At 47.5% G+C, this 23,800-nt stretch carries 18 protein-coding genes and 1 riboswitch; of the genes, 1 reads left to right on the forward strand and 17 read right to left on the reverse strand.

Features of this window, described 5'->3' with window-relative positions:
* Window positions 1-3: 3 nt before the first annotated feature.
* Both MHH56_RS23290 and MHH56_RS23295 read right to left on the reverse strand, forming a co-directional pair.
* The gene (locus tag MHH56_RS23290) at window positions 4-1,143 is read right to left on the reverse strand and encodes a hypothetical protein (RefSeq protein ID WP_339204058.1); all 1,140 of its coding nucleotides are present in this window, start codon (window positions 1,141-1,143) and stop codon (window positions 4-6) included.
* A gap of 232 nt (window positions 1,144-1,375) precedes the next feature.
* Window positions 1,376-2,101: a YhcN/YlaJ family sporulation lipoprotein gene (locus MHH56_RS23295; RefSeq protein WP_339204060.1), complete on the reverse strand. Its 726-nt coding sequence runs from the start codon at window positions 2,099-2,101 to the stop codon at window positions 1,376-1,378.
* A 161-nt stretch (window positions 2,102-2,262) separates the two neighbouring features.
* Between MHH56_RS23295 and MHH56_RS23300 the strand changes: the two genes are divergently transcribed.
* Complete coding sequence (locus MHH56_RS23300) at window positions 2,263-3,270, forward strand: ketoacyl-ACP synthase III (RefSeq protein ID WP_339204061.1); 1,008 nt, start codon at window positions 2,263-2,265, stop codon at window positions 3,268-3,270.
* Between the two features lie 81 nt (window positions 3,271-3,351).
* Here the strand turns inward: MHH56_RS23300 and MHH56_RS23305 are convergent, their stop codons facing one another.
* From MHH56_RS23305 to ytvI, 15 genes are all read right to left on the reverse strand, one after another.
* Window positions 3,352-3,597 carry a hypothetical protein gene (locus MHH56_RS23305; RefSeq protein WP_339204062.1) on the reverse strand — a complete coding sequence of 82 codons (246 nt, stop codon included), beginning with the start codon at window positions 3,595-3,597 and terminating at the stop codon, window positions 3,352-3,354.
* Entirely contained in the window at window positions 3,584-3,898 is a 315-nt protein-coding gene (locus MHH56_RS23310; protein ID WP_339204063.1) for a hypothetical protein, read from the reverse strand. The genes MHH56_RS23305 and MHH56_RS23310 overlap by 14 nt, the downstream gene beginning before the upstream one ends.
* Window positions 3,898-4,242: a restriction endonuclease subunit S gene (locus tag MHH56_RS23315; RefSeq protein WP_339204064.1), complete on the reverse strand. Its 345-nt coding sequence runs from the start codon at window positions 4,240-4,242 to the stop codon at window positions 3,898-3,900. Before MHH56_RS23315 ends, MHH56_RS23310 begins: the two co-directional genes overlap by 1 nt.
* 27 nt (window positions 4,243-4,269) lie before the next feature.
* Complete coding sequence (locus MHH56_RS23320) at window positions 4,270-4,560, reverse strand: nucleoside-diphosphate sugar epimerase (protein ID WP_076270251.1); 291 nt, start codon at window positions 4,558-4,560, stop codon at window positions 4,270-4,272.
* A gap of 64 nt (window positions 4,561-4,624) precedes the next feature.
* Complete coding sequence (locus MHH56_RS23325; RefSeq protein ID WP_339204065.1) at window positions 4,625-6,010, reverse strand: glycosyltransferase; 1,386 nt, start codon at window positions 6,008-6,010, stop codon at window positions 4,625-4,627.
* Between the two features lie 213 nt (window positions 6,011-6,223).
* A complete protein-coding gene (locus MHH56_RS23330) occupies window positions 6,224-12,862 on the reverse strand; it encodes a WIAG-tail domain (protein ID WP_339204066.1) in 6,639 nt (2,212 codons plus the stop codon).
* 159 nt (window positions 12,863-13,021) lie between these two features.
* Complete coding sequence (locus MHH56_RS23335) at window positions 13,022-14,053, reverse strand: iron ABC transporter permease (protein ID WP_339204067.1); 1,032 nt, start codon at window positions 14,051-14,053, stop codon at window positions 13,022-13,024.
* Between the two features lie 2 nt (window positions 14,054-14,055).
* Complete coding sequence (locus MHH56_RS23340) at window positions 14,056-15,096, reverse strand: iron ABC transporter permease (protein WP_339204068.1); 1,041 nt, start codon at window positions 15,094-15,096, stop codon at window positions 14,056-14,058.
* Between the two features lie 186 nt (window positions 15,097-15,282).
* The gene (gene thiO, locus MHH56_RS23345; RefSeq protein ID WP_339204069.1) at window positions 15,283-16,431 is read right to left on the reverse strand and encodes a glycine oxidase ThiO; all 1,149 of its coding nucleotides are present in this window, start codon (window positions 16,429-16,431) and stop codon (window positions 15,283-15,285) included.
* Complete coding sequence (locus MHH56_RS23350; protein ID WP_339204071.1) at window positions 16,431-17,249, reverse strand: thiazole synthase; 819 nt, start codon at window positions 17,247-17,249, stop codon at window positions 16,431-16,433. The genes thiO and MHH56_RS23350 overlap by 1 nt, the downstream gene beginning before the upstream one ends.
* A gap of 5 nt (window positions 17,250-17,254) precedes the next feature.
* Window positions 17,255-18,109 carry a thiamine phosphate synthase gene (gene thiE, locus MHH56_RS23355; protein ID WP_339204072.1) on the reverse strand — a complete coding sequence of 285 codons (855 nt, stop codon included), beginning with the start codon at window positions 18,107-18,109 and terminating at the stop codon, window positions 17,255-17,257.
* Window positions 18,110-18,152: 43 nt separating this feature from the next.
* On the reverse strand, window positions 18,153-19,220 hold the full coding sequence (locus MHH56_RS23360) for a ThiF family adenylyltransferase (RefSeq protein ID WP_339204073.1): 1,068 nt from the start codon (window positions 19,218-19,220) through the stop codon (window positions 18,153-18,155).
* Entirely contained in the window at window positions 19,213-20,976 is a 1,764-nt protein-coding gene (gene thiC / locus MHH56_RS23365; RefSeq protein WP_339204074.1) for a phosphomethylpyrimidine synthase ThiC, read from the reverse strand. Before thiC ends, MHH56_RS23360 begins: the two co-directional genes overlap by 8 nt.
* Before the next feature lie 312 nt (window positions 20,977-21,288).
* Window positions 21,289-21,393, reverse strand: a riboswitch (TPP riboswitch).
* 74 nt (window positions 21,394-21,467) lie between these two features.
* On the reverse strand, window positions 21,468-22,625 hold the full coding sequence (locus MHH56_RS23370) for a glycosyltransferase family 4 protein (protein WP_339204075.1): 1,158 nt from the start codon (window positions 22,623-22,625) through the stop codon (window positions 21,468-21,470).
* Window positions 22,626-22,708: 83 nt separating this feature from the next.
* Entirely contained in the window at window positions 22,709-23,740 is a 1,032-nt protein-coding gene (ytvI, locus tag MHH56_RS23375; RefSeq protein ID WP_076270261.1) for a sporulation integral membrane protein YtvI, read from the reverse strand.
* Between the last annotated feature and the right edge of the window lie 60 nt (window positions 23,741-23,800).

Below are 23,800 nucleotides of genomic sequence, written 5' to 3' on the forward strand. Positions count from 1 at the left end.
ATCTCAATACGAAAGACGACGTTTTTTGCGGATAGGCTTCCTTAACTTGCGCCGAGCTCTTCTCTTTTTCACCGTAAAGTTTCGATGTTTTATCCGATCTGGTTCGTCCGCGTAATACGGAGTCGGTTGATCCATCACATCCGTACTCAACGATTCTGAATGAAAATACCCATTTGAAAGCAAAAATGGATTTTCAACTTCAGAATTGTCATAGTAGTGCATGCGAAACTTTCCTCTCGTTTGATCTGCAATCATTTCCCCGCTAGTGAAGTGACTATAGCTCCAGGTTGAGCTCGCCGCTGTATAACGTTCTATTTCTATCCATTCATTTCTATATTCTTCGATTAATTCTCCGTATAGCTGCCCCTTCTCATGCTCGATCCATGAGATTGCCAGCTCAAAATCATTGGATATTCGAATGGAGCGCAGCGGTCTATTACCAATGGAATACGTATAAGGAGCAGTTTTTGATATATCCCATCTCTCCATAAGGTTGCTGTGAGAGACCTGATAACCCGCATCACGCAAGGAAAAGACACCATCAAAGAGTGTGTGCGATTGATCCAGCCATCCTTGATCGATAAAATTATGGATCGCCTGATCATAATAACAATTATTTCCACTAAGCTTGAGCCAGCATTTCAGGAAGCTTTCCGTAACAGCATGACGTTTAAAGCTCATAAAGCTTGAATCATAGATCCCGTTTTTCCTAACATCAGTCAACCAGTCCAAATCCAGAAACTCTGGATCAATGACTTTTCCAATCAAAGTAATAGGATGCTGATTGAAACCGTCTGCAAGCTCTTCAAATGGCGAAATGACCCATGTATCCGCATCCAAGTAATGGATAGCTATCTCATTCGTATACTTTTTGTATATATAGTTCACCAATAAAGCCTTGCAAGCCCGCTGTGCTTCTTGAAGAGTGTACTGGAAAAAAAACTTTTTCATATTGGAATATGCATCCGTATCTTTCATGAGCACGACCTCATCAAAATAAGGACAGCCAAAAGCGGCATTAGGCATAGTTTCCTCCATCACACCAATGATAACCTTGCCATTAGGCATATGTTTCTTAATGGATTTGGCCATCATTATCGCTTTGTCTGTATGCTCTGCATGTATAACCGTACCAAAAATCATAATGCCTCTCCCAATCTAGCTATAACTAGTCTATTATCATTCATGGCAGTACGACCATCTCCTCTCCTGTCATATCCTATGATTGCCTTGTTTCATAGGAAACCCTAGTATCCGTCTAAATATAGGGTGAAGATTATCTGATAGTTTTACCCATTGCCATTCCAAAATAAAAACGGCTCAGAGATTGAAACCCTCCAGCCGTTTCTGTATTTTCATTACGATTACCTGCCCTTTAGTCGTAAATCATGCGCCTATCTTTGATGCTTTTGCTCTTCATCTTATTTTCTACAGTCTGGGCTGGAAAAATTCGTTCGACCATCGCATTAAATTCTGCAATATAGCCTTGTATAGGATGCCCAAGCTTCACATCATTCATATACGCATTCATCCGCCCAACAAAATCAGGATTAGCTGATACATATACATGTTCAATGCTCGGATTTAATTGCTTCACTTTACTCGCAATTTGTTCCTTTACTTGCGCCGTAAGCATATGGTTTCCTGTAGACAGAGTGCTCATGCGCCGGCTAATCTCCACGCCCTCTTTTCCCATATACCCACTATTTGTTCGACTTAGCATTTTGGATTCAACCTTAGGCTGAATCTCATCTAATGAAACAGCGACGTATGCGTTATGGTCGGTTATCATCACATATGAAGATTTGACTACACCTAAATCTGTGATCTCCTTAGCCATTTTTTCATTCATTTGCATTCTATAATTTTTATGTGAGCCAATCAGGTTATTGCTGTTTAGCCTTCGTCCATTTACTCTATTTTTCTCATTCATTTGGTCATCGGCGAATCGTTTATTTTTTAATAAATTTCCATTTGCATCATAACGGATACTGTTCGAGCGGATGTCTTTATTTCCAAGCTCACCGTGATTTTCCATGCAGCCTGCCAGCATTGTGCTTAGCAGCACACCTGCAGACAAAGCAACGATTTGTTTGCGCATTTAGCCATCCTCCAACTTGTTTTGTTTAGGCACCGGACCCTTCCTTAGCGTTCGCCTTTTCGGGACTCGCTATTCATTGCATTGACAAAGCAAAAGGGATGAAGTAAATTAGTATCAGATACTAGTACTTGGTACTAATTTTGAGAGGAAGTGTGCATTGTATGGACAAAATAAAACCATCTGCCATTCAATCGAATGCCGTCATTACCGCAATAGGCACTTACGTTCCTGAACGGATTTTAACAAACACAGAGATGGAGAAGCTTGTGGAGACGAGCGATGAATGGATCATGCAGCGAACCGGCATCAAGGAGCGTCATATCGCCTCCGACAGTCAGTTCACCAGCGATCTATGCTTTGAAGCTGTTCATAATATGATTGAACGCTACGGCGTAAGTGTGACTGATGTTGACTACATTATTGTGGCTACTTCTACGCCAGATGCTGTCTTCCCAAGCGTAGCTTCTCAGGTGCAGTCGCACTTCAACATCAGCCATGCAGGTGCAGCTGATATTCAAGCAGCCTGTGCTGGTTTTGCCGCTGCCATTCAATTAGCGAATGGCTTGTTGTTATCTGGAGCGCATCGCAAAATTTTAGTGCTTGGCGCAGAAACGTTATCCAAAATTACGGACTATACGGACCGTACGACCTGTATTTTGTTTGGCGACGGGGCTGGCGCAATTCTTATGGAAGCTTCGCATGATGGACATGGCGATATCGAAGCAGTATACACCAAAACAGATGGTGCCCGTGGTCATCTGCTTTATCGCAGCAGTTTAGCATCCGCAATTGGTGAGCATGATATACAAACGAACGGTTTAATCGTGCAAAATGGCCGGGAAGTATATCGCTGGGCGGTTAGTCATGTAGCTGAAGGTGTTCAGCAGCTATTGGAGAAGAGCGGATATACACCGGCAGAAATCAATTGGTTTATTCCTCATAGCGCAAATATGCGAATTATAGAATCGCTTTGCGAAAGAACAGGCTTCTCACTTGAACAAACCTTATCGAGTATAAAACAATATGGCAACACATCTGCTGCATCCATTCCGCTTGCCCTAGACGAGGCTGTGAAATCCGGCTACGTTAAGCCTGGACATCTTTTACTCCTATACGGCTTTGGAGGCGGATTAACTCAAGCTGGCGTCGTTCTTCGCTGGTCCTTCTAGAACATGCTAAACAGCCCTATACTCCATCGATTACATTCCGCTTGGAACCGATGGTGTAGAGGGCTGTTTTTCTACAGCCATTTAGGGTTGACTCTCGTATGCTGCTTGGTGTCCATCTTCAAAACCCGTTGCAAACCCTGTGTTATAGCCGTCATTAAAGGTTTGCCCAAGTCCAGCTCGTTCGGTTTCCTTATGGGCAAATCGTTTCCTCGGTACTTGTTTTCTACGTTGTAGTGTTTTTTTGCTTGTCGTATTTCTTCTTGCTGTCCGTTTGCGAGGGCTTAGTGCACTTTCACTTTTCCGTGTTTTGCTCTTACTGTTCAACAATCCCCTCTCCCCCTGACCAATGAACGCCATAGATAGGCAGCTCAGGCTGAAGCCATGGCTTCGTTGGATTACCCTTCCGTTTTATCCGTCTATGCCAAGCAAGGCTTGTTACCGATTCAGCAATCGTTTCCTGTAGTGCGGTAAGCGATCTTACATTGTCCCGGAGGAGCTTAACTGTTCCTTGTGAAGCGTCAGACACATCAGCGATACTTTCTAATATACGGGCAAGCGCGCCTTGGCTTCTAGCAAGCGAGGCTAAAAAAGCCGCTCTTGCCTCTCGTTCAGATCCCAAGGTCTCCATCAGTTTTTGTCACCAAAGGTGAAGCCCTTGCCCAGCGAAGGCAATGAATCACCATAACTCTCTGACATTTCTTCCTCTTGCTGCAGCACGGCCTTCATAATAGACACGATCCCTTGATTAAGCTTCGCTATTCCATCGATCATCTCAATCACCTGATCATGCATTTGAATAGATTGGCCTAGCTGCGTTTGGTGCGAATTAAAGGTGTGGCTATGCACATGATTACATATCCAGCCTCGCATCTTCTCTGCCTCAGCCGCTTTGGCTTCCAGCATAATTGCTATATTCCATTGCATATTAGCTGTTGAGCTAAGCATTCGCATATAGGCTTGATCACGATCCATTGCAAGCTAGGCCTCCTTATTTGCTCTCTATTCTTCCCCGTCTGCTTCCTTAAGCTCACGCACGACATAGGTAAGTTGAGCAGCAATCGTTTCTTGAAAATCTGCGATACTATTCAAATATGCAACGATATTCTGACCCACCGCTTGCGTATTTTCCAGAATGCCAGATAAACCTCCTAAATTCGGATGCTCGTCTGGAAGCGCCTGCACGATCTCGGATAAGCGAACCGTTACATGCCGTTCTGCTTCTAGCATTCGTGCCATTTGTACATTGCCGTGAGACATATGCTGCATAATTTCCGTAATTGTAGCTTGCATCGCACTTTCCCTCCTTGCTCCTACATCATATGCGTGCTCCGCAGCAGTGGATACTTCCCTTTTGTTACAATGCTTGACGAAGCGTAATCGGTGCGATCAAGGGCAAGCCATCGGGAATCATACGAAGCTCTGCTTCGGAAAGCTTCTCTTTATGCCCAAGCTGCAAACCCCAGCCATCGGCAGCAAGGCGACTCATAATAATACGTTTCTTGCCATTCTCAAGATAGAAGCTGCTTCCGTTCTCACTTGCATAAATGCTGCCATTTTGGAGTTCGTTGCTATCACCGTAATATAGCGAGCCTTTACGTGAAATGACTACATCCACCTCGATAGGCTCACCGATCGGCCAACGACACAAGTCAAGCTGAGATACGCGTTTAACTGGCTGCTCCCATAAGCCATGAATGGGCCGTCTAACGCTGTCCTCTATCCAATAAATTGTTTCTCCAAAACCTTTTACGACCATTTGCTGCGGATAAAACACCGACTCCCCAAGCTTCGGTCTAATGCTCGCTTCCCATTCAGGAAGCTTGGCTTGACGTTCAAAGTCAGTTCCCTCTCGGTCCAAAAACTTCTCATCCAAGCCGCTCCATTTGTTCATAAAATAATGCTTGGATTCAAGCGCCTCGGACTCTCTAGCGTTGTACTCCGCCAGCTCCTTATCATTTCGTTCGGCATGAATGTAGGCGTCGCGCGCGTAAACCAATGAATATCCTTGCAATCTCACTCGCAAGCCATAATCTTCTGCTTCAAACGGCGACTCTTGGCAGCCTTCATCGAGAAAGCCCACTTTCTCCAGCAGCTCGCGCCGAAAGAGCAGGCATCTGCTAGCTAACCGCTCTGTTTGATGCCATTTCGATGAATCACTAGCATTATTTAATCTCGCAAGTTCATGCATATCTTCCATATCAACATGAAATTCCATCTTTTGTTTGCCAGTCAGTCCGATAGAGACAGGGCCTACCATTCCGATGCCAGCATCGCTATTCAAGCATATTAATAGATTGTCGAGCCAATTTCCAGTCGGTCGCATCCCATTGTTTAGCAGCAAAATAGTCGTCCCTTTAGCCATCATTAAACCTTTATTTGCAGCGCCTGTGAAGCCTGCCGACTTTGCTAAAATACGATACCGCACTTGGCCGTCTAGTTGTCGTAAATAATGCTCGATGCCATCTGAAGATCCATTATCTATAACGATGATTTCATAAGGCAAATCGGTATGATCCATAATGCCTTCGATACATGCTTTTACCGATTCAACCTCATTATGACTGGGAATGATTATGCTAGTTCCTTCGAAATATGAATCATAGCTTTCAATGCCAGCTTTCAATCCTTCCTCATAGCCTTCATTCATACCCAGCCTATATCTCTCTACTCTTTTTTCCGCTGTATTGCGCAAGCTAACATTGTTTTTGAGACGTCGGACCGGTCTTTTTTTGCGTCTCATCGATAACCTCTCCAATCCGTCATTTGATCTTTTTTACATCAACATCATATAGTATGTTTTGAAGAGATATCTGCAACGGCAAGTGTACTGCTTATCAAGGAATGAGTATAAAATGCTGCGACAACAAAATGCTAGAGTTGTCTTATAATTGTGTATAAAAAGAGACTGCCCTCGGTATTTTACACCTACAGGCAATCTCCTTTTCAATTCGTCTTATCCTTTACCGATAGCAATCCAGTTGAGATGGCCAATTGGCTCTTGACTGATGCGTGTACGAATGATGAGAATAACTGCATGAGCCGCAGCTTTCGAATGAACTACAGCATAGCAGGCCGGGTTGTCAGTCGTTACGGTTAGCACGTAATAATTATCCACGAACGGCTCATCAAATGGAATGATAAGCTCTACTTGTTCTGCTTGCGCAGCAAAGCTGTAAGGTGCAAGCCCAAATTGCTGCTTTACTATGCCTTGGCTCGCATTAGTAATTACAGGTGCAAATTGCAGTGCTGAAAGACCAATGGATTGCTCTTGAATATGCCTTCCAGTAATTGAGCCATCTGCAACCTGATCTACTTGATTTACTGCTGAACCCTCTACATTGCTCAGCAATAATCCAGGTGCCAACAAATCTGCAGTAATGCTTCCCGGAACAATTTGTTCCGTTCCTACGCTGCCTAGAGCGAGCTTCGCTGAAGTTACGCTTCCGTCCGCCAGCTGTTCCACACCTACGCTGCCAAACGCTAGCTTCGTCGTTGTCACGCTTCCGTCCGTCAGCTGCTCCGAACCTACGCTGCCAAACGCCAGCTTCGTCGTTGTCACGCTTCCGTCCGTTAGCTGTTCTGCGCCTACGCTACCAATTCCCAGCTTCGTCGTTGTCACGCTTCCGTCCGTCAGCTGCTCCGAACCTACGCTGCCAAACGCCAGCTTCGTCGTTGTCACGCTTCCGTCCGTCAGCTGTTCCGCACCTACGCTGCCTATTCCCAACTTCGTTGTCGTCACGCTTCCGTCCGTCAGCTGCTCCGAACCTACGCTGCCAATTCCCAGCTTCGTCGTTGTCACGCTTCCGTCCGTCAGCTGCTCCGAACCTACGCTGCCAAACGCTAGCTTCGTTGTCGTCACGCTTCCGTCCGTCAGCTGCTCCGAACCTACGCTGCCAAACGCCAGCTTCGTCGTTATCACGCTTCCGTCCGTCAGCTGCTCCGAACCTACGCTGCCAAACGCCAGCTTCGTCGTTATCACGCTTCCGTCCGTCAGCTGCTCCGAACCTACGCTGCCAAACGCCAGCTTCGTCGTTATCACGCTTCCGTCCGTCAGGTGCTCCGATCCTACGCTGCCAATTCCCAGCTTCGTCGTTGTCACGCTTCCGTCCGTCAGCTGTTCCGCACCTACGCTGCCAAACGCCAGCTTCGTCGTTGTCACGCTTCCGTCCGTCAGCTGTTCCGCACCTACGCTGCCTAATGCCAGCTTCGTCGTTGTCACGCTTCCGTCCGTCAGCTGCTCCGAACCTACGCTGCCAAACGCCAGCTTCGTCGTTGTCACGCTTCCGTCCAATAAGTGCTCTGAACCTATGCTATCATACGCCAGTTTCGATGAAGTTACGCTTCCTCCCATCAGCTGTTCTGAATCTACACTGCCATAAGCCAGCTTCGATGTCGTCACACTTCCGTCTGCCAACTGTTCTGAACTTACGCTTCCATGTGTAAGCTTCGCTGATGTCACACTTCTATCCGTCAGTTGTTCTGAACCTACGCTTCCATACGCAAGCTTTGTGGATATCACACTTCTATCCGTCAGTTGTTCTGAACCAATGCTTCCATTCGCCAGCTTCGCGGATGTCACGCTTCCGTCCATCAGCTGTTCCAAACCTACGCTGTCAAAAGCTAGCTTGGTCGTCGTCACGCTTCTGTCTATCAAGTGCTCTGAACCTACACTGTCATATGCCAATTTTGATGATGTTACACTTCCGCCCATCAGCTGTTCTGAATCTACGCTTCCATACGCAAGCTTCGATGTCGTCACACTTCCATCAGTCAGCTGTTCCGAATTTACACTGCCAAATGCCAGCTTCGATGATGTCACACTTCCGTCCATCAGCTGATTCGAACCTATGCTGCCTAACGCCAGTTTCTCTGTTGTCACACTTTCGTCAGTCAGCTGTTCTGATCCAACGCTTCCATACGTAAGCTTCGCTGATGTCACACTTCTATCCGTCAGTTGTTCTGAACCAACGCTTCCATACGCAAGTTTCGATGATGTCACACTTCTATCCATTAGTTGTTCTAAACCAATGCTTCCATGCGACAGTTTCGATGTTGTCACACTGCCATCAGCTAGTTGCTCCGAACCTATGCTTTCATACGCCAGCTTCGATGTCGTTACACTGCCTTCCGTCAGCTGTTCCGAATTAACACTGCCAAATGCCAGCTTCGTTGATGTCACGCTTCCGTCCAACAGCTGATTCGAACCTACGCTGCCTAACGCCAACTTCTCTGTTGTCACACTTCCGTCCGTCAGCTGTTCTGATCCAACGCTGCCAAACGCTAGTTTCCATGCAGTCACGCTTCCATCCATTAACTGCTCCGAGCCTATGCTCTCTAACGCAATCTTTGTTGCAGTTACACTTTCATCTGACAACTGATCCGTACCTACGCTGCCTAGTTCAAGCTTCGAGGTCGTCACACTGCCATCCGACAACTGTTCCGTACCCACGCTGCCAAGCACCAGCTTCGTCGTCGTCACACTGCCATCCGACAACTGTTCCGGCCCTACACTGCCTAGTACCAGCTTCGATTTTGTTACACTGCCGTCCGCCAACTGCTCTGTACCTACACTGCACAGCTCCAGCTTCGATTTCGTCACACTGCCATCCGACAACTGATCCGAGCCTACACTGCCTAGCACCAGCTTTGATTTTGTTACACTGCTATCCGCCAACTGATCCGTACCTACACTGCGCAGCTCCAGCTTCGATTTCGTCACACTGCCATCCGACAACTGATCCGTACCTACGCTGCGTAGCTCCAGCTTGGATTTCGTCACACTGCCATCCGCCAACTGATCCGTACCTACACTGCCCTGTACCAACTTAGTCGTCGTCACACTGCCATCCGACAACTGATCCGTACTCACGCTGCCAAGTACCAGCTTCGATGTCGTCACACTGCTATCCATCAACTGATCCGTACCCACGCTGCCAAGTACCAACTTATTCGTCGTCACACTGCCATCCGACAACTGATCCGAGCCTACGCTGCCTAGTACCAGCTTCGATTTTGTTATACTACCGTCCGCCAACTGCTCCGTACCTACACTGCCTAACTCAAGCTTCGATGCCGTTACACTGCCATCCGTCAACTGATCCGTACCCACGCTGCCAAGTACCAGCTTTGATGTCGTCACACTGCGATCCGACAACTGCTCCGTACCTACACTGCGCAGCTCCAGTTTCGATTTGGTCACACTACCATCTGACAACTGCGCCGAGCTTATGCTGCCTAGCTCCAGCTTCGACGACGTTACACTTCCGTCCGCCAACTGCCCCGTACCCACACTGCCTAGTTCCAGCTTTGATGTCGTCACACTACCGTCCGCCAACTGCTTCGTGCCTACGCTGCCTAGTACTAACTTCGTCGTCGTCACACTTTCATTCGCCAGCTGCTCCGAACCTACACTGCCTAGTACCAGCTTCGATGTCGTTACGCTTCCGTCCGACAACTGATCCTTTCCTACGCTACCTAGCTTCAGCTTCGACGTCGTCACGCTTCCGTCTGCCAGCTGCTCCGTCCCCACACTGTCGACGGACAACAACTTACTATCGATAGAGCCTTCCTTAATCTTTCTTCCCAAAATACTGTTGTCAGCAATTCGGTCAAACACAAGCACATCATTAGCCAAATGAGCTAGTGTAATCGTGCCCTTGCGAACGTGATAGCCTTGAATCGAATCGGATTTCAAATGTTTGCCGGCAAGTGATTCGAGCTGTACATGCTCGCTTGAAACGGCATCTTGAGCCAGCTTTGCACTCGTCACCGACTCATCCTGCAATGCATGTTCGTTTACACTATTTATTGTTAAATGCGTTGCATTTACCGACTCTGGCTTAAGCTGCTTCGCGCCAATCGACAATTCCGCTATTTTACCCGACGTAATAGCTCCTGGTGCGATATGATCCGTACCTACAGCACCTTTGCTTATGACATCAGCACCTACGGAATCGTTTTGCAATTGCGCTGGTCCAATACTGTTTGCTGTCAGCTTTTCAATCGTAATCGAATCATCCGCCAAATGCGCGGCATGAACCGCCCCTTCTCCCAAATGGATTCCAAGCACGGATGCATTTCCCAAATGACGGCTAAGCACCGCTTCATTTGCTATCTGCTTTGATTGCACAGCGCCGTAAGCTAGTTTAGCAGATGTAATGACACCATCTTGAAGGTGCTCATTTCCGATCGATTGATCAGCCAAATGTTCAGCTCCAATTGCATGAGCTTCAATATGGGTCGAGCGAATCGATTCTGCTTGTAGGTGGTGGGAAGCAATCAAATTGGCTCCGAGATGCCCTGGCATAATAGCTTGAGACGCAATCTTGACACTCGATACGCTTCCGTCTGCGAGCTTGCCAGTCGAGACGCTTAAATCAGCCAGCTTATCGGTCGTAACCGATTCAGGGGAAAGCTTTAATGAATTTACAGTATGATCTGCCAAATGATGCGAAAAAACTGCACCTGAAGCAATAGCTTGATCCGTAACAGCGCCTTTCGTTAGCTTGCTGCTCGTAACTGAACCGTCTTGCAGCTTTTTGTTATCTACAGCATCCTTTGCGAGATGGCGTCCTTCAATGATCTCGGATTTTAAATGCATGCCGTTCACTGCTTCAGAAGAAATCGCTTCACCCGTTACGGCACCCTTAGTAAAATGATACGACCTTAACACTTCAGGGGCTAGCTTCTGAAACGTTACCGATTCATCCTGAAGATGTCGGGATTCAATAGCAAAGTTTGCTATGACTTTACTATCAACAGCACCATCAGCCAACTTGCTTCGCGTAATTGAAGCATCCGCTAATTGAGTAGTACCAACGGCCTCCATACCAATATGGCCAACACGAATGGATAAAGGCGCGATTTTATCTTCATTAACAATCCCGCTCTGCAAATGATCCCGTTTAATTGCATTTGCTGCAATATGCTTCATATTTACTGCATCTGTTGTCAGATGCGCCTGCAATATTTGCCCATCGGCAATTTTGTCGGATGTAATGCTCCCGGTGCCCAAATGACGGCTGTGAACGGAGTCATTCGCGAGCTTCTGAGCATTAACGGATTGATCAGAAAGCTTAGAGATCGTTATTGAATGATCAACAATTTTAATGGTGGATACCGATTGATCCGCAAGCTTCCTAGAGTTAATGGACTGATCCCCGATGTGCTCACTTGTTATTTGCCCTGTTCCGATGTGGGAGCTCAGAACGGCCGCTGCTTGAAGATGAGACGAAGATACCGATTCGTCCGCTAATTGTTCTGCTTTTACCGCTTTTGCTTGCAGCTCCCTTGTTCCGACTGCCCCTTCTGCTAGATGTTCCGCGGCTATATCTCCGAGGGCCAAATGCTTTCCCTGAATAATACCAACTGCGACATGCTCAGATAGCAGCAATCCAGGCTTCAAATGCTCCGCTTCAATCGCTTCTGCTGCTATCTTCTCACTCGTAACTGCTGAGTCACGAAGCTTGGAGTGTGTTACTGCTCCTTCAGAAAGCTTTGAGTTGTCAATGGCCTCATTAGCCAAATTTTCCGGTCGGATCGTACCGCTTTTAATTTTATCGCCAGTAATGGCTTGATCGGCAAGCAGGTCTGTTGTAATGAGCAATGACTTCAAATGCCTGGACTCGATTGACCCTTCTGCAATTTTGTCCATACTGATCGTACGATCTGCAAGCTTCTCCGACGAGATGCTGCCGTCTTGAAGTTTATTTCCAGAAATTGAATAATCCAAAATTTTGTTTCCAGTAATCGAGTGGTTTACCAAATGCTCGCCCATAATCGATTCTTTTGCAATTTTAGCGGAGTTGATTGTGCCGTCAGCTAAATGAATGGTGTGAATGGAATAATCGGCAATCGTGCTTGCCTGCACGCTGCCAGCTGCCAGCTTGCTGCTGTCGATCGACCCAGGTGCAATTTTCTCTGATGTAACCGAAAAGTCCACCAAATCATCCGTGTATATAAAAGCTGGAGGACCTTCCGGCGCCAATTTCTCATCAAGTTTCTCAAACTTTTCTTCCAAGCTTAACTGATCAATCTGCTCGGCAAGCTCTTCGACAGCGAGACGCTCTTGCTCTTCAATCTGCTGCAGCTGCTCCAGCATATCCAAATGTTCTAATTGCTCCTGCTGCTCTTCTTTTTGCGATTGTTCCAATTGTTCTTGCTGTTCCGATTGTTCCAGCTGTTCCCCTTGCTCCAACAGTTCTACTTGCCCCGCTTGTTCCTGCTGCTCTTCTTGTTCCAACAGTCCCAGCTGCAGCACTTGCTCCAGCTGTTCTGCTTGCTCCTCTAATTCCAGTTGAATAAGCTGTTCTAACTGTTCAATCTCCTCAGCGTCCTCCATCGTGACAACTTCCGAATCCATCTGCTCTAATGGATTTTCGAGAATGAGAGCGAGTGCGTTAATGTTCGCCTTCTCCTTCTCCTTCTCTTCTTCCTCTTTTTTAATCAACGTTTTAGCTGCATGTGCTTGTGCAACAGCGGCCTTCTTCCTGTTCAAATCATCTAGCCACTTTAACTCGGAAGCATTCGGATTATCAACATAAAAAAGCGGCTTTCGCCCCTTCGGGCTTTTCCCTTTTCTGTTTTTTGTCATAGTCCTCTCCTTCTTCCACCTGAAATGTCATAGGTAATATATGCAGGTACCCATGGGCTGGCTACAAGGAGTACAGACAAATGTACATATGCGGCTTTTAACAAACAAAAAACCGCGGGAGCATGCTGCTCTCCGCGGTTTCTGTTTCAACTTTTTTAACTATTTCGATCTGGACAATAAATACAAGAAATAAGGTGCTCCAATAACAGCAACAACGATGCCTGTTGGAATTTCGTTTGGCTGGAATGCCCATCTGGCAAGTGTATCCGCCACAATAACGAGCAGCGCGCCTACAAATGCTGAAGCTGGCAATAATACCTGATGCTGCGGACCGACAAGTCTTCTTGCCAAGTGAGGCGCTATGAGTCCGACAAATCCGATGCCCCCGCCGACAGCAACGCAAGAACCAGCCAGGCCCACCGCTGCAGCAAGCAGCAATGCCCGCTCCTTGTTCACTTGAGCTCCAAGTCCAACTGCCAATTGATCGCCTAAATTTAAAGCATTCAAGGCTTTCGACTTATATTGCACGATTGGAAAAATAACGATTAACCATGGGAGCAGTGCAAGCACATACTTCCAGTTCGTTCCCCAAATGCTCCCCGCCATCCATACAGCAAAAAACTGATATTTCTCTGGCGTTAGACGCAAAATCAAAAGCTGCATCGCTGCGCTAATACCCGCCGCTACAGCGATACCTACCAATATCATCCGAGTTGGCAATAACCCTCGATGTCTCTTATACGAAAGTACAAAAATAAGCAATGCGGTAAATGATGCACCGATTAATGCAAGAAACGGCATCAAAAAAATAGAGCCCTTTTCCGTTGTCGGATAAAAAGAAATAAACAATATAACTGCAAGCCCTGCGCCCGCGTTTATACCCAGCAGCCCTGGATCAGAAAGCGGGTTGCGCGATAATCCTTGTATAATACAGCCCGATACTGCAAAACCTGCGCCAATTAATATAGAGATGACAATCCGCGGCAAGCGGAAATCAAATAGAATTAGCTCCTGCTTAGCTGTTCCTGATCCCAATAACGTTTTAAATACATCAAGCGGCGCTAAGCGAATAAAACCAGTGTTCATACTAATGATAACAGACAAAATAATAAGTACGCTAAGCACGGTCATTACGAGGACTGCGCGTTTTCTTCTACGCCGTTCGGTTTCGGTAATAAAGTAAGTATTCATGCTTATTCTCCCTTCATTCTTGTTACAAGATAGAGGAAGAACGGAACGCCTATAACCGCGATTATAATACCGATAGCCACTTCCTGAGGCGGATTAATCAATCGCCCGCCAATATCCGCCAGCACCATAAGCAAACTTCCCAAAACCGCCGAGCATGGAATGATCCATCTATAGTCGACACCAACTAGGAATCGTGAGATATGAGGAATAATCAAGCCTACAAAACCGATAGAGCCTACCGCTGAAACGGCGGTGCCTGCCAGCAATAAGACTATTATGACGCCTGCTGCTTTTACTAGGCCAGTTCGTTGTCCAAGACCTGCAGCAACATCATCGCCTAAGCTTAACAATGTAATGGAGCGCGATAACACGATGGCGCCAAGCAGTCCACCAACTACCCATGGCCATACAATTTGAATTTGCAGCCATTTCGTTCCGGCTACCCCGCCAGCATACCAAAAAGCCAAATCCTGACCGATTTTATAATATATCGCTATGCCTTCTGTTATAGCAAGCAGCAATGCCCCTACAGCCGCACCAGCCAGTGTAAGCCGCACGGGTGTTAGGCCCCCTTTTGCTAATGAGCCGATTCCGTATACGAGTCCCATTGCAACTGCTGCACCCGCAAAGCACACAAACATAAGACCAAGATAAGATATCGAAGGGAAAAAAGCGAAGCAAAGCGCCAACATAAAACCTGCTCCTGCGTTAATTCCAAGCAAGCTCGAGTCTGCTAATGGGTTTCTAGTCATGCCTTGCATAACAGAACCTGCGACAGCGAAAGCTGCTCCCACCAAAGCAGCGGCTAACGCACGCGGCATACGAAGCTCTTTAATAATTTGATGCTGAATGTTTTCCTCATTGAAGTGGAATACGCCATCCCACACCGTTGAGAGACTGATATCTGCTGCACCGACGGAGATAGATAATGCGAGCGATAATAAGAGTGCTGCAAACCCGCCAAATAAAATAATCGTAGCCACTAGCGGCCGTGTGCGCAGCTTTGTGCCTGCCAGCGCTTTCTTGCTTGATAGAGAAGACATTTTAAAACTACCCTTCTGTATGTATACTTTGGTTGATAAAAAATGCATCGTAAAGGAAGTATGTTTCCAGACATAAAAAAAAACCTACTTAACTGATAACGATTCTCGTTTTCAATATAGCAGATTTTTCATATGTTTTCAATGCAATAAGTTATATATTTCGTGCTGCCTTCATGCGGCTTCCTATCAAGTAGAAAGTCTTCCTCTCATAGCAATAGTCGTAAAGCGGTTAGGAGAAAATCTGCTGATCGACGGTTCTCCCTGCTTTTCTTCCAATAGATCAGCAACAATATGAGCTGTGATTGGACTTAGCAAAATACCGTTGCGATAATGACCTGCGGCCATAATAACGGCTGGCATTCCCTCTACTTGCCCAAGCATTGGCATTCCATCTCGCGTTGCGGGACGCAAGCCTGCCCACCGATGCGCGGTTTCTTTGCCTTTAAGAAATGGAAAAAGCTGATTGCTGCTGCGAATTAAGCGGCCGATGCCTCGTTCTGTCACACTCGTCTCAAAGCCCGCAACATCTTCAGAAGCACCGCATACGAGCCGAGCATTTCTTTTTCCGACCCAATAGGCTTGGCTGGAGAAGATCATATGGCGAACTTCAGTTTCTTGATGCTCGTAAGAACAGATTTGTCCCCGAATGGGATGGATCGGAACAGAAAGTCCGAACCATCTTTCATATTCACCTGACCAAGCGCCCGCGCAGACGACTAGCCGATCGGCATGAACCTTCTTTATCATCGTTTCTGCTCGGACAGACGCTCCCCCGCTCTGTTGAACTGCAACCTCTTCAATTTTACCCGCATGGGATAGGATGACGACACCTAACCTCCGGCAAGCTTCTTCAAGCGCTGCAACAAGCTTTGGCGCGTACACATGGCTCTCCTTTGGCGTAAATACGCCCGCAATTGCCGAATGAGCAAGCATCGGCTCCAGCTTCCTAAGCTGAGCTGCATCAATAAGCTGAGCTTCGGCTCCCCATTCATTTTGCCACTGCAATCTGGATTGTATGGGCAAGACGTCTGCTTCATGCATAAAAACGTTAATGCTGCCGCTCTGCACCCACTCCGTCGACATGCCGGATTGTTCCTCGATCGCTTTAATCCACGCCGGGTAGCTGCGGTGACTGTTTAGGCACAGCTGAAAAAAATGATCGGGCTGCTCCGTATTTTCTGAAAATGGAGCAAGCATGCCTGCTGCTGCGCCGGATGCTTGCCCTCCGAGTGCGCTTGGCTCAATGAGTGTTACGTACATGCCTCTACGCGCCGACTCGAAGGCACAAGACAAACCAATAATGCCGCCACCAAGTATAATTACCGATTGGGGCATTATTGTTCCCCTCCTGCGCTAACTCCTGTTTCAAATAATGAACCTGCCCAATCACTGCTTGCGGATGCATAACGTTTTTTCGGTATGCGGCCAGCCAGCCATGCCAGCCGCCCTGCTTCAATCGCTAATCGAAAAGCGCGAGCCATCATAATCGGATCCTGTGCTTTAGCGATAGGCGTATTAGCCAAAATGCCGTCCGCGCCTAGCTCCATCGCTTCCGCAGCATCTTTCGCCGCTCCAATACCCGCATCGATGATGACTGGAACGCTCGACTGCTCCGCAATAAGTCCGAGGTTATAGGGATTGAGCAATCCGAGCCCGGATCCAATTGGCGATCCTCCAGGCATGATTGCTGAAGCTCCTGCTTCCTCTAATTTCCGGCATAGAATTGGGTCATCAGATGTATAAGGAAGAACGATAAAACCCTCGTTCGCAAGCTGCTCCGTAGCACGCAGCGTTTCTATAGGGTCAGGCAAAAGTGTTCGATGGTCTCCGCTGATTTCAACCTTAATCCAGTTGCCAAGCCCAGCTTCTCTCGCCAGACGCGCAATTCGAACAGCCTCCTCCGCTGTTCTCGCACCAGATGTATTCGGCAAATATTGCATTTGTCTATCTTCAAAGTGTTGAAGTACCGAATCATCCTCTACACTCTCTAGATTAACCCTTCTAACCGCGAACGTAATAACCTCCGAACCCGACGCTTCAAGCGCCTGCTGCAGTACAGCAGGACTTGGAAATCGCCCCGTACCGAACAAAAAGCGCGACCGCAGCGCATGGCCTCCAATAAGAAGGACATCTTCATGATTCCAATTTCCCAAAATATTCAGCCCCCTCCGACAAAATGTACAAGTTCGATGGAACTTCCGCCAAGTAATTCAGTTTCAGCCCACCTTGCACGTTGTACGATCATACCGTTAAGCTCAATAATGAGCTTTTTATGTTGTTGTCCAAGCTGGATGACCAGTTCTTCCACTGTTTTAGCGCTAGTCTGCTCCTCACGGCCATTTATCTTCACTGTCTTAAATGGATGAACATATTCAGAACGATGTGCATCAATTTTCTTTAAGAAAGCCTGACAAACACCAGCCGGATCATTATGGCCAACAATGGCTGAAACTGCGCATATCCGTGTTGCCCCTGACGCTAGCACGGCATCAACATTATCAAGTGTGATGCCGCCAATAGCCACGAACGGTATGGAAATATGATGCGCTGCTTCCTTGACATAACTCGTAGTAACAGCCGTACGGCCCGGCTTTGTTTCGGTAGGGTACACTGGCCCAACGCCGATATAATCGGCTCCCTCCTGTTCAGCAGCCAGCGCTTGCTGCAGGTTATGCGTGGATATGCCAATTATACGGTCAACTCCAAGCCATTCTCTTGCTTTGGCAATTGGCATATCATCCTGACCTAAATGAACACCGTCAGCATCCGTCTCAAGAACAAGATCAGGATAATCATTAATGATAAGAGGCACTTTATATTTTCGCGTTAGTATTCGAAGGGCTTTGGCCTCTTCAAGCACCTCATCCCTCGTCCCTGTTTTGTTGCGAAGCTGAACCATTTGAGCTCCGCCAATCAGCGCCTGCTCCATCACTTCAACGACTGATCTGCCAGGGTGATTAGATTTCGCTGTAATGGCGTAGAGCTTGAAGTTCCGCCAGCCTTGTCTACTCATTCTCAAACACAACCTTTCATCAAACAAATCATTTGTTTCCATTTCATAAAAACGTTTTAACGAGATTAATTGCATTCTCCGCATCCGCTGTGCCTTGCACAAGCACCCGTCCATCTGGGAAGAGAATCAGCTGCTCTCCGCTTGAGATCATCGCTTTCACTAAATACCGATTCACGGTGAGCGTGCAGCCAAGCGCTCTCAAAGCTTGCTCTACCTCTTTTAAATCAAACGGCTTGCCTAACGTCACCTGCACCGTATCCCTACCGCATAATACGGTAGAGCTTATTTGATTGTCTTCTGCTCTATCAGCTTCAAAACAACGCTTGTCGTCTATTGCTCCAACAGCCGTTTGGCCACAGTATGGACACTCGGCCCTGAACGTCGGCAGCTCCGATTCCCGCATTCGAAATGACCATAAATCAATGCTTAACCACGTTTTACGCAGCGCCGATTCATTGCCAGTGAGCCATTTTATCGCCTCAGCTGCTTGTATAGATGCAATCCATTCCACCGCTGGAGCGAGTACGCCCACCGTATCGCAAGTATCTGCCTCCTGCTCCATATCATCTGCTCCGATTAAGCAGCGCAAGCAAGATGTATCTCCAGGAACTAATGTTGCCTGCATGCCCTGCGCCCCAGCCACACCGCCATAAACAAATGGGATTCGCTGACTAAAGCATTGGTCGCTGACCAGCAGCCTTGTCGCTGCATTATCCGTCCCATCAAGGACGAGATGAACGCCTCCGGCTAGAAACCCGATGTTCTGTGCATTCACATCCGCTACTGTCGCCATAATGTTTACACTGCTGTTAATTTGGCGAAGCCGACTGGCAGCTGCCACTGCTTTGGGCATCACAGCCAGCGCGTCCGCCTCGTCAAAAAGCATTTGGCGCTGCAAGTTGCTCGGCTCAACAAAATCCCTGTCTACCAGCCTAACTTCCCCGACACCGGCTCTTACCATATGCTGCGCAAGCGAAGCTCCTAATGCGCCTACACCGACGATAAGCACCGAGGCATCGGCCAGCTTCCGCTGGCCTGCCTCTCCAATCAAAGCAAATCTCGTTTGCCTCGAATAACGATCTGCAAAAGCATCAAGAACAGAATCAACCATAAATCTTGCTCCCTGCCGCCTTGAATGCATCTGATTTTTCCTTCATCCCCGCTTCAATGGCTTCCGTTGTTTCCATATCGTTTTGCGCGGCATACTCTCTTATATCTTGAGTGATTCGCATGCTGCAAAATTTCGGCCCGCACATGGAGCAGAAATGAGCAGATTTAGCTGCATCTGCCGGAAGCGTCTCATCGTGGTAAGCCATCGCACGCTCTGGATCAAGCGACAGATGGAATTGATCACGCCAACGAAACTCGAATCGCGCTTTGGACAATGCATCATCACGCAGCTTCGCTCCCTGGTGCCCTTTCGCCAAGTCAGCCGCATGCGCTGCGATTTTGTAAGTAATAACGCCTTCCTTCACATCCTCCTTATTCGGGAGCCCAAGGTGCTCCTTCGGTGTTACATAACAAAGCATCGCCGTGCCGAACCATCCAATCATCGCAGCTCCAATTGCCGAAGTAATATGATCATAGCCTGGCGCGATATCGGTCGTTAGCGGTCCTAATGTATAGAAAGGCGCTTCATCGCATACTTCCAGCTGACGATCCATATTTTCTTTGATCAAATGCATAGGCACATGGCCAGGGCCTTCAATCATCACTTGTACATCATGTTTCCATGCGATCTTCGTTAGCTCACCAAGCGTATCCAGCTCAGCAAACTGAGCAGCGTCATTGGCATCTGCTATAGAACCGGGTCTCAGGCCGTCACCGAGCGAGAATGATACGTCGTATGCTTTCATAATTTCACAAATGTCTTCAAAATGCGTATATAGGAAATTCTCCTTATGATGTGCCAGGCACCAAGCTGCCATAATTGATCCGCCTCGCGAGACAATGCCCGTAACGCGCTTTGCCGTGAGTGGTATATAGCGCAGCAGCACACCAGCATGAATCGTAAAATAATCAACGCCCTGCTCGGCTTGTTCAATAAGTGTATCGCGGAATACTTCCCAGCAAAGGTCTTCTGCTTTGCCGTTCACTTTCTCCAGCGCCTGATAAATGGGCACTGTGCCAACTGGAACTGGTGAATTCCGCACGATCCACTCCCGCGTCGTATGGATGTTTTTCCCCGTGGACAAATCCATAATCGTATCGGCTCCCCAGCGCGTCGCCCAAGTCATCTTCTCCACTTCCTCTTCAATCGAAGATGCTACAGCAGAGTTGCCGATATTAGCATTGATTTTAACGTGAAACTGCCGCCCAATAATCATCGGCTCACTTTCTGGATGGTTGATGTTCGTTGGAATAATGGCACGGCCGGCCGCGATTTCGCTGCGCACAAACTCTGCACTCATCCCTTCGCGAATAGCGATGTATTCCATCTCAGAAGTAATGATCCCTTTGCGGGCGTAATGAAGCTGCGTAACATTTTGCCCTGTTTTGGCACGAAGCGGTTTCCTCGTTAACCCCGGGAATCGTTCCGCGCCTCGCTGCTCTGCTTTTTCAGCCGAAATAAATCCATTATCCTCAGGTTTGATTTCCCTGCCCTCATAGGGCTCTACATCACCACGCTGCAAAATCCATTCGCTGCGAATACCGGGCAAACCACGCCGAACATCTGCCTCATACGTTTCATCGGTATAAGGACCGCTTGCATCATAAACTCTTACAGGTTCATTCGGCAGCTCTTCACCATTTCTGCCAGTACTAGCTTCAAGTGCAATTTCTCTCATCGGAACACGGATGTTTCCCTTTGAGCCCTCGACGTACACCTTGCGGCTGCCCGGAAGCGGAGTAGAAAAAATAGACATAACAAAAACCTCCTAATGGAATAATAGAATTCCTCCTGGAGGCATACGCAAGCATATGAGAAAGTTTAAAACACCGCTGCTATACAAGTAGCTAGGCTGCTACAAGAGCTGCAATTGCTGGAGCGTGCATGGCGGCCACAAAGCTTTATCGATTCACTGGCGCCAAACAAAAAAACCGCTCCAGCAAAGGAGCGGTCGAAGAGTGTCGTCATGCGAGTGTTATCTTGCAAGGGTTCCCCTTAAGCAGATAAAGTCTTGCCGCATAAGCTGAGGCTTCAGCAGATTCCGGCAGAGCTTTCACGCGCAAAGCATAAACGCACAATCCCACTTTCCTACGCTGGCATAACCCAGATCAGGTTCAAAGGGACCAAAGCGATTCGCTTTATCTCAGCCATTACGGCGCCCCTAGTGGATTTCCTTGTTTGACTATACCGTTTAGTAAAGAAGGGTGTCAACCCTCTATTTTCCAAACCGCGGAAAAACACAGCCTGCTACAGTCCGCTTTCCTTCAGCAGCCTTACCCATCGATCAGCGGTGTGACGCCATGTAAATGTCTGCTCCACACGCTCGCGGCTGCGGCGCCCCAGCTTCTGCCTGAGCTGTTTATCGCGAAGCAGCAGATGCAGCTTTTCTCGCAGCTCTCGCTCGATATGAAGCTGATTGACCAAATAACCCGTTTCGCCATTACGGATAATTTCTTTCATTCCGCCTGCACGTGTTGCGACTACCGGAACGCCGCAGGACATCGCCTCGACATTAACGAGCCCAAATGCCTCCCTCTGTCCAGATGGAACGACCGCTACATCGGCAACGAGCATCCAGCTGGGCACTTCCGAATGCGGCACGTAGGGCACAAAACGAACATGACCCGGACATTTGCGTCCAAGCTGTTCAAGCTTGCGAGCATAAGCCGTTTTGCGATGCGAGCCATAAAATGGGCTCCCTACGATGATAACGACGAGCTCCGGATGGCTTTTGGCAAGCTGCGGCACGATATTGAGAAGATGATGAACGCCCTTAAGCGGAATAAGCCTCCCCATAAAAAGCACCACTTTTTTACCATTCAATCCTCTCTTTTGCCTTAAACTCTCCCGTTTAGCGGCTCCTTCGGAGGAATATTGTGAAGGGAACCTGCCCGTATCTACCCCAGGATAAATGACTCGCAGCTTCGAAGCGACCTCTGGCGCTTTCGACACTACAATTCGCCTTAGAAACTCGCTATTTACGATGATTCTATCTGCTGCCTGCAAGCACTTATGCAAGTTTGCAGAAGAAATATAGGAGGGTGAAATGAAGGTGGAGGAATGCAAATAAAGCCAGACTCGTTTGCCTGGATTCAATCGCTTCATCGTCAGCACAAATTGGGGACGATTCTCGACGTCGATGACGTGAGGAGAAAAACGGTGAACCGCACGCCCTACCTCTTGAATATATCGCTGCTTATTGCCCGCTGCAAACCGTTCACATACAACACCGTTAAATTGTCCTTGACGAGGCAATCGCTTGCTCAGTCTTCCAAATATACGAGGTTCCGCGTAAGGCTTAAGCAGCGGGGCAAATTTCTCTACCACTCGCTCAACCGAGCTGCTCCCTGATGAAGGAATCGGGAAGGAGCCTGGTGTTACAATTGCAACTTTAATGGGTGCCATCTATTCGTATGCCTCCTGCATGATCTGCTTTTTTTGCAGTATCATACGTATCTAGCAACGGCTTTGGCACGGCTTTTCCAAGGCTATAGCTTGAATTTCATTTGGAACAGTCCAGCTCTTCGAGCTGCCATATAGATGATCACGACAAGCGGTCCGATGAATACACCGATAACACCGACGAGCTTGAAGCCGACATATAAACTTACAAGCGCTGACAATGAGCCGATCCCTACAGAATCTCCGAGAATTTTAGGCTCTACGATGCGGCGGAATACGGTAATAACTAGAAATAGAATAATTAGCCCTACCCCTACAAAAACATTGCCCGTCAGCAGCAAATAACTTCCCCATGGCACAAGTACAGAACCTGTTCCAAGAATCGGCATAATATCAACAATGATAATAAGCAGCGCGATAGCAAGCGGATATTTGACATTAAGTATGAGCAAACCGATCAACGAAATGATGTAGGTGAGTGCACTCAAAATAAACTGCGAACGCAAGAAACCAAAAATCGACTTTTTGAGATTGTTCAGCACATCATTGACCTGTGGCTGCGATTTTTCTTCAAATAATGAAAGCACCGTTGCCTTCATCGTATTTAGACTAAAGCTCATCATGTATACCGCTACCAAGAAAACGATAAAGAAGATGAACATGCCCGGGATGCTTGAAGCGAAAGCGATAACGGTGTTCGATAACGTACCTACCATTTTCGTTAATGTACTCGTTAGCTCCATTAGCCATTTCTCTAACGTTTCAATGGCGTCAGGAGGGAAGTTTTGATATAACGATTGTGCCTGAAACATGAGATCGTCTACCATCCCATTGGCATTTTCGAAGTATTGGGGCACTTTTTTGAAAAAGGCTATCAATTCGGCTACCACTTTCACGCCAAGCAGCGCGATTAGTCCGATCAGAATAACCGTAAAGAGGCTGCTTGATATTGTAGCTGCCACCAGCCGATTCATTCGGAATTTTTTCATAAACAGCTGATTAAGCGGCTCAAGAAAAATAGCTACAACAAGCGCAAGCAAGAAAGGAGCACCTACCGTAAAAAACAGATAGAGCAGCAATAACCCTAAAGCGATAAATACGATTGTCTTAATAGACACAGCTTCTCCTCCTCTCTATTCTTTTATATGCACTTTACGCTACTCTTAAACCAGCTCTTT

The sequence above is a fragment of the Paenibacillus sp. FSL K6-3182 genome (genome assembly GCF_037976325.1).
Lineage (GTDB): Bacteria > Bacillota > Bacilli > Paenibacillales > Paenibacillaceae > Pristimantibacillus.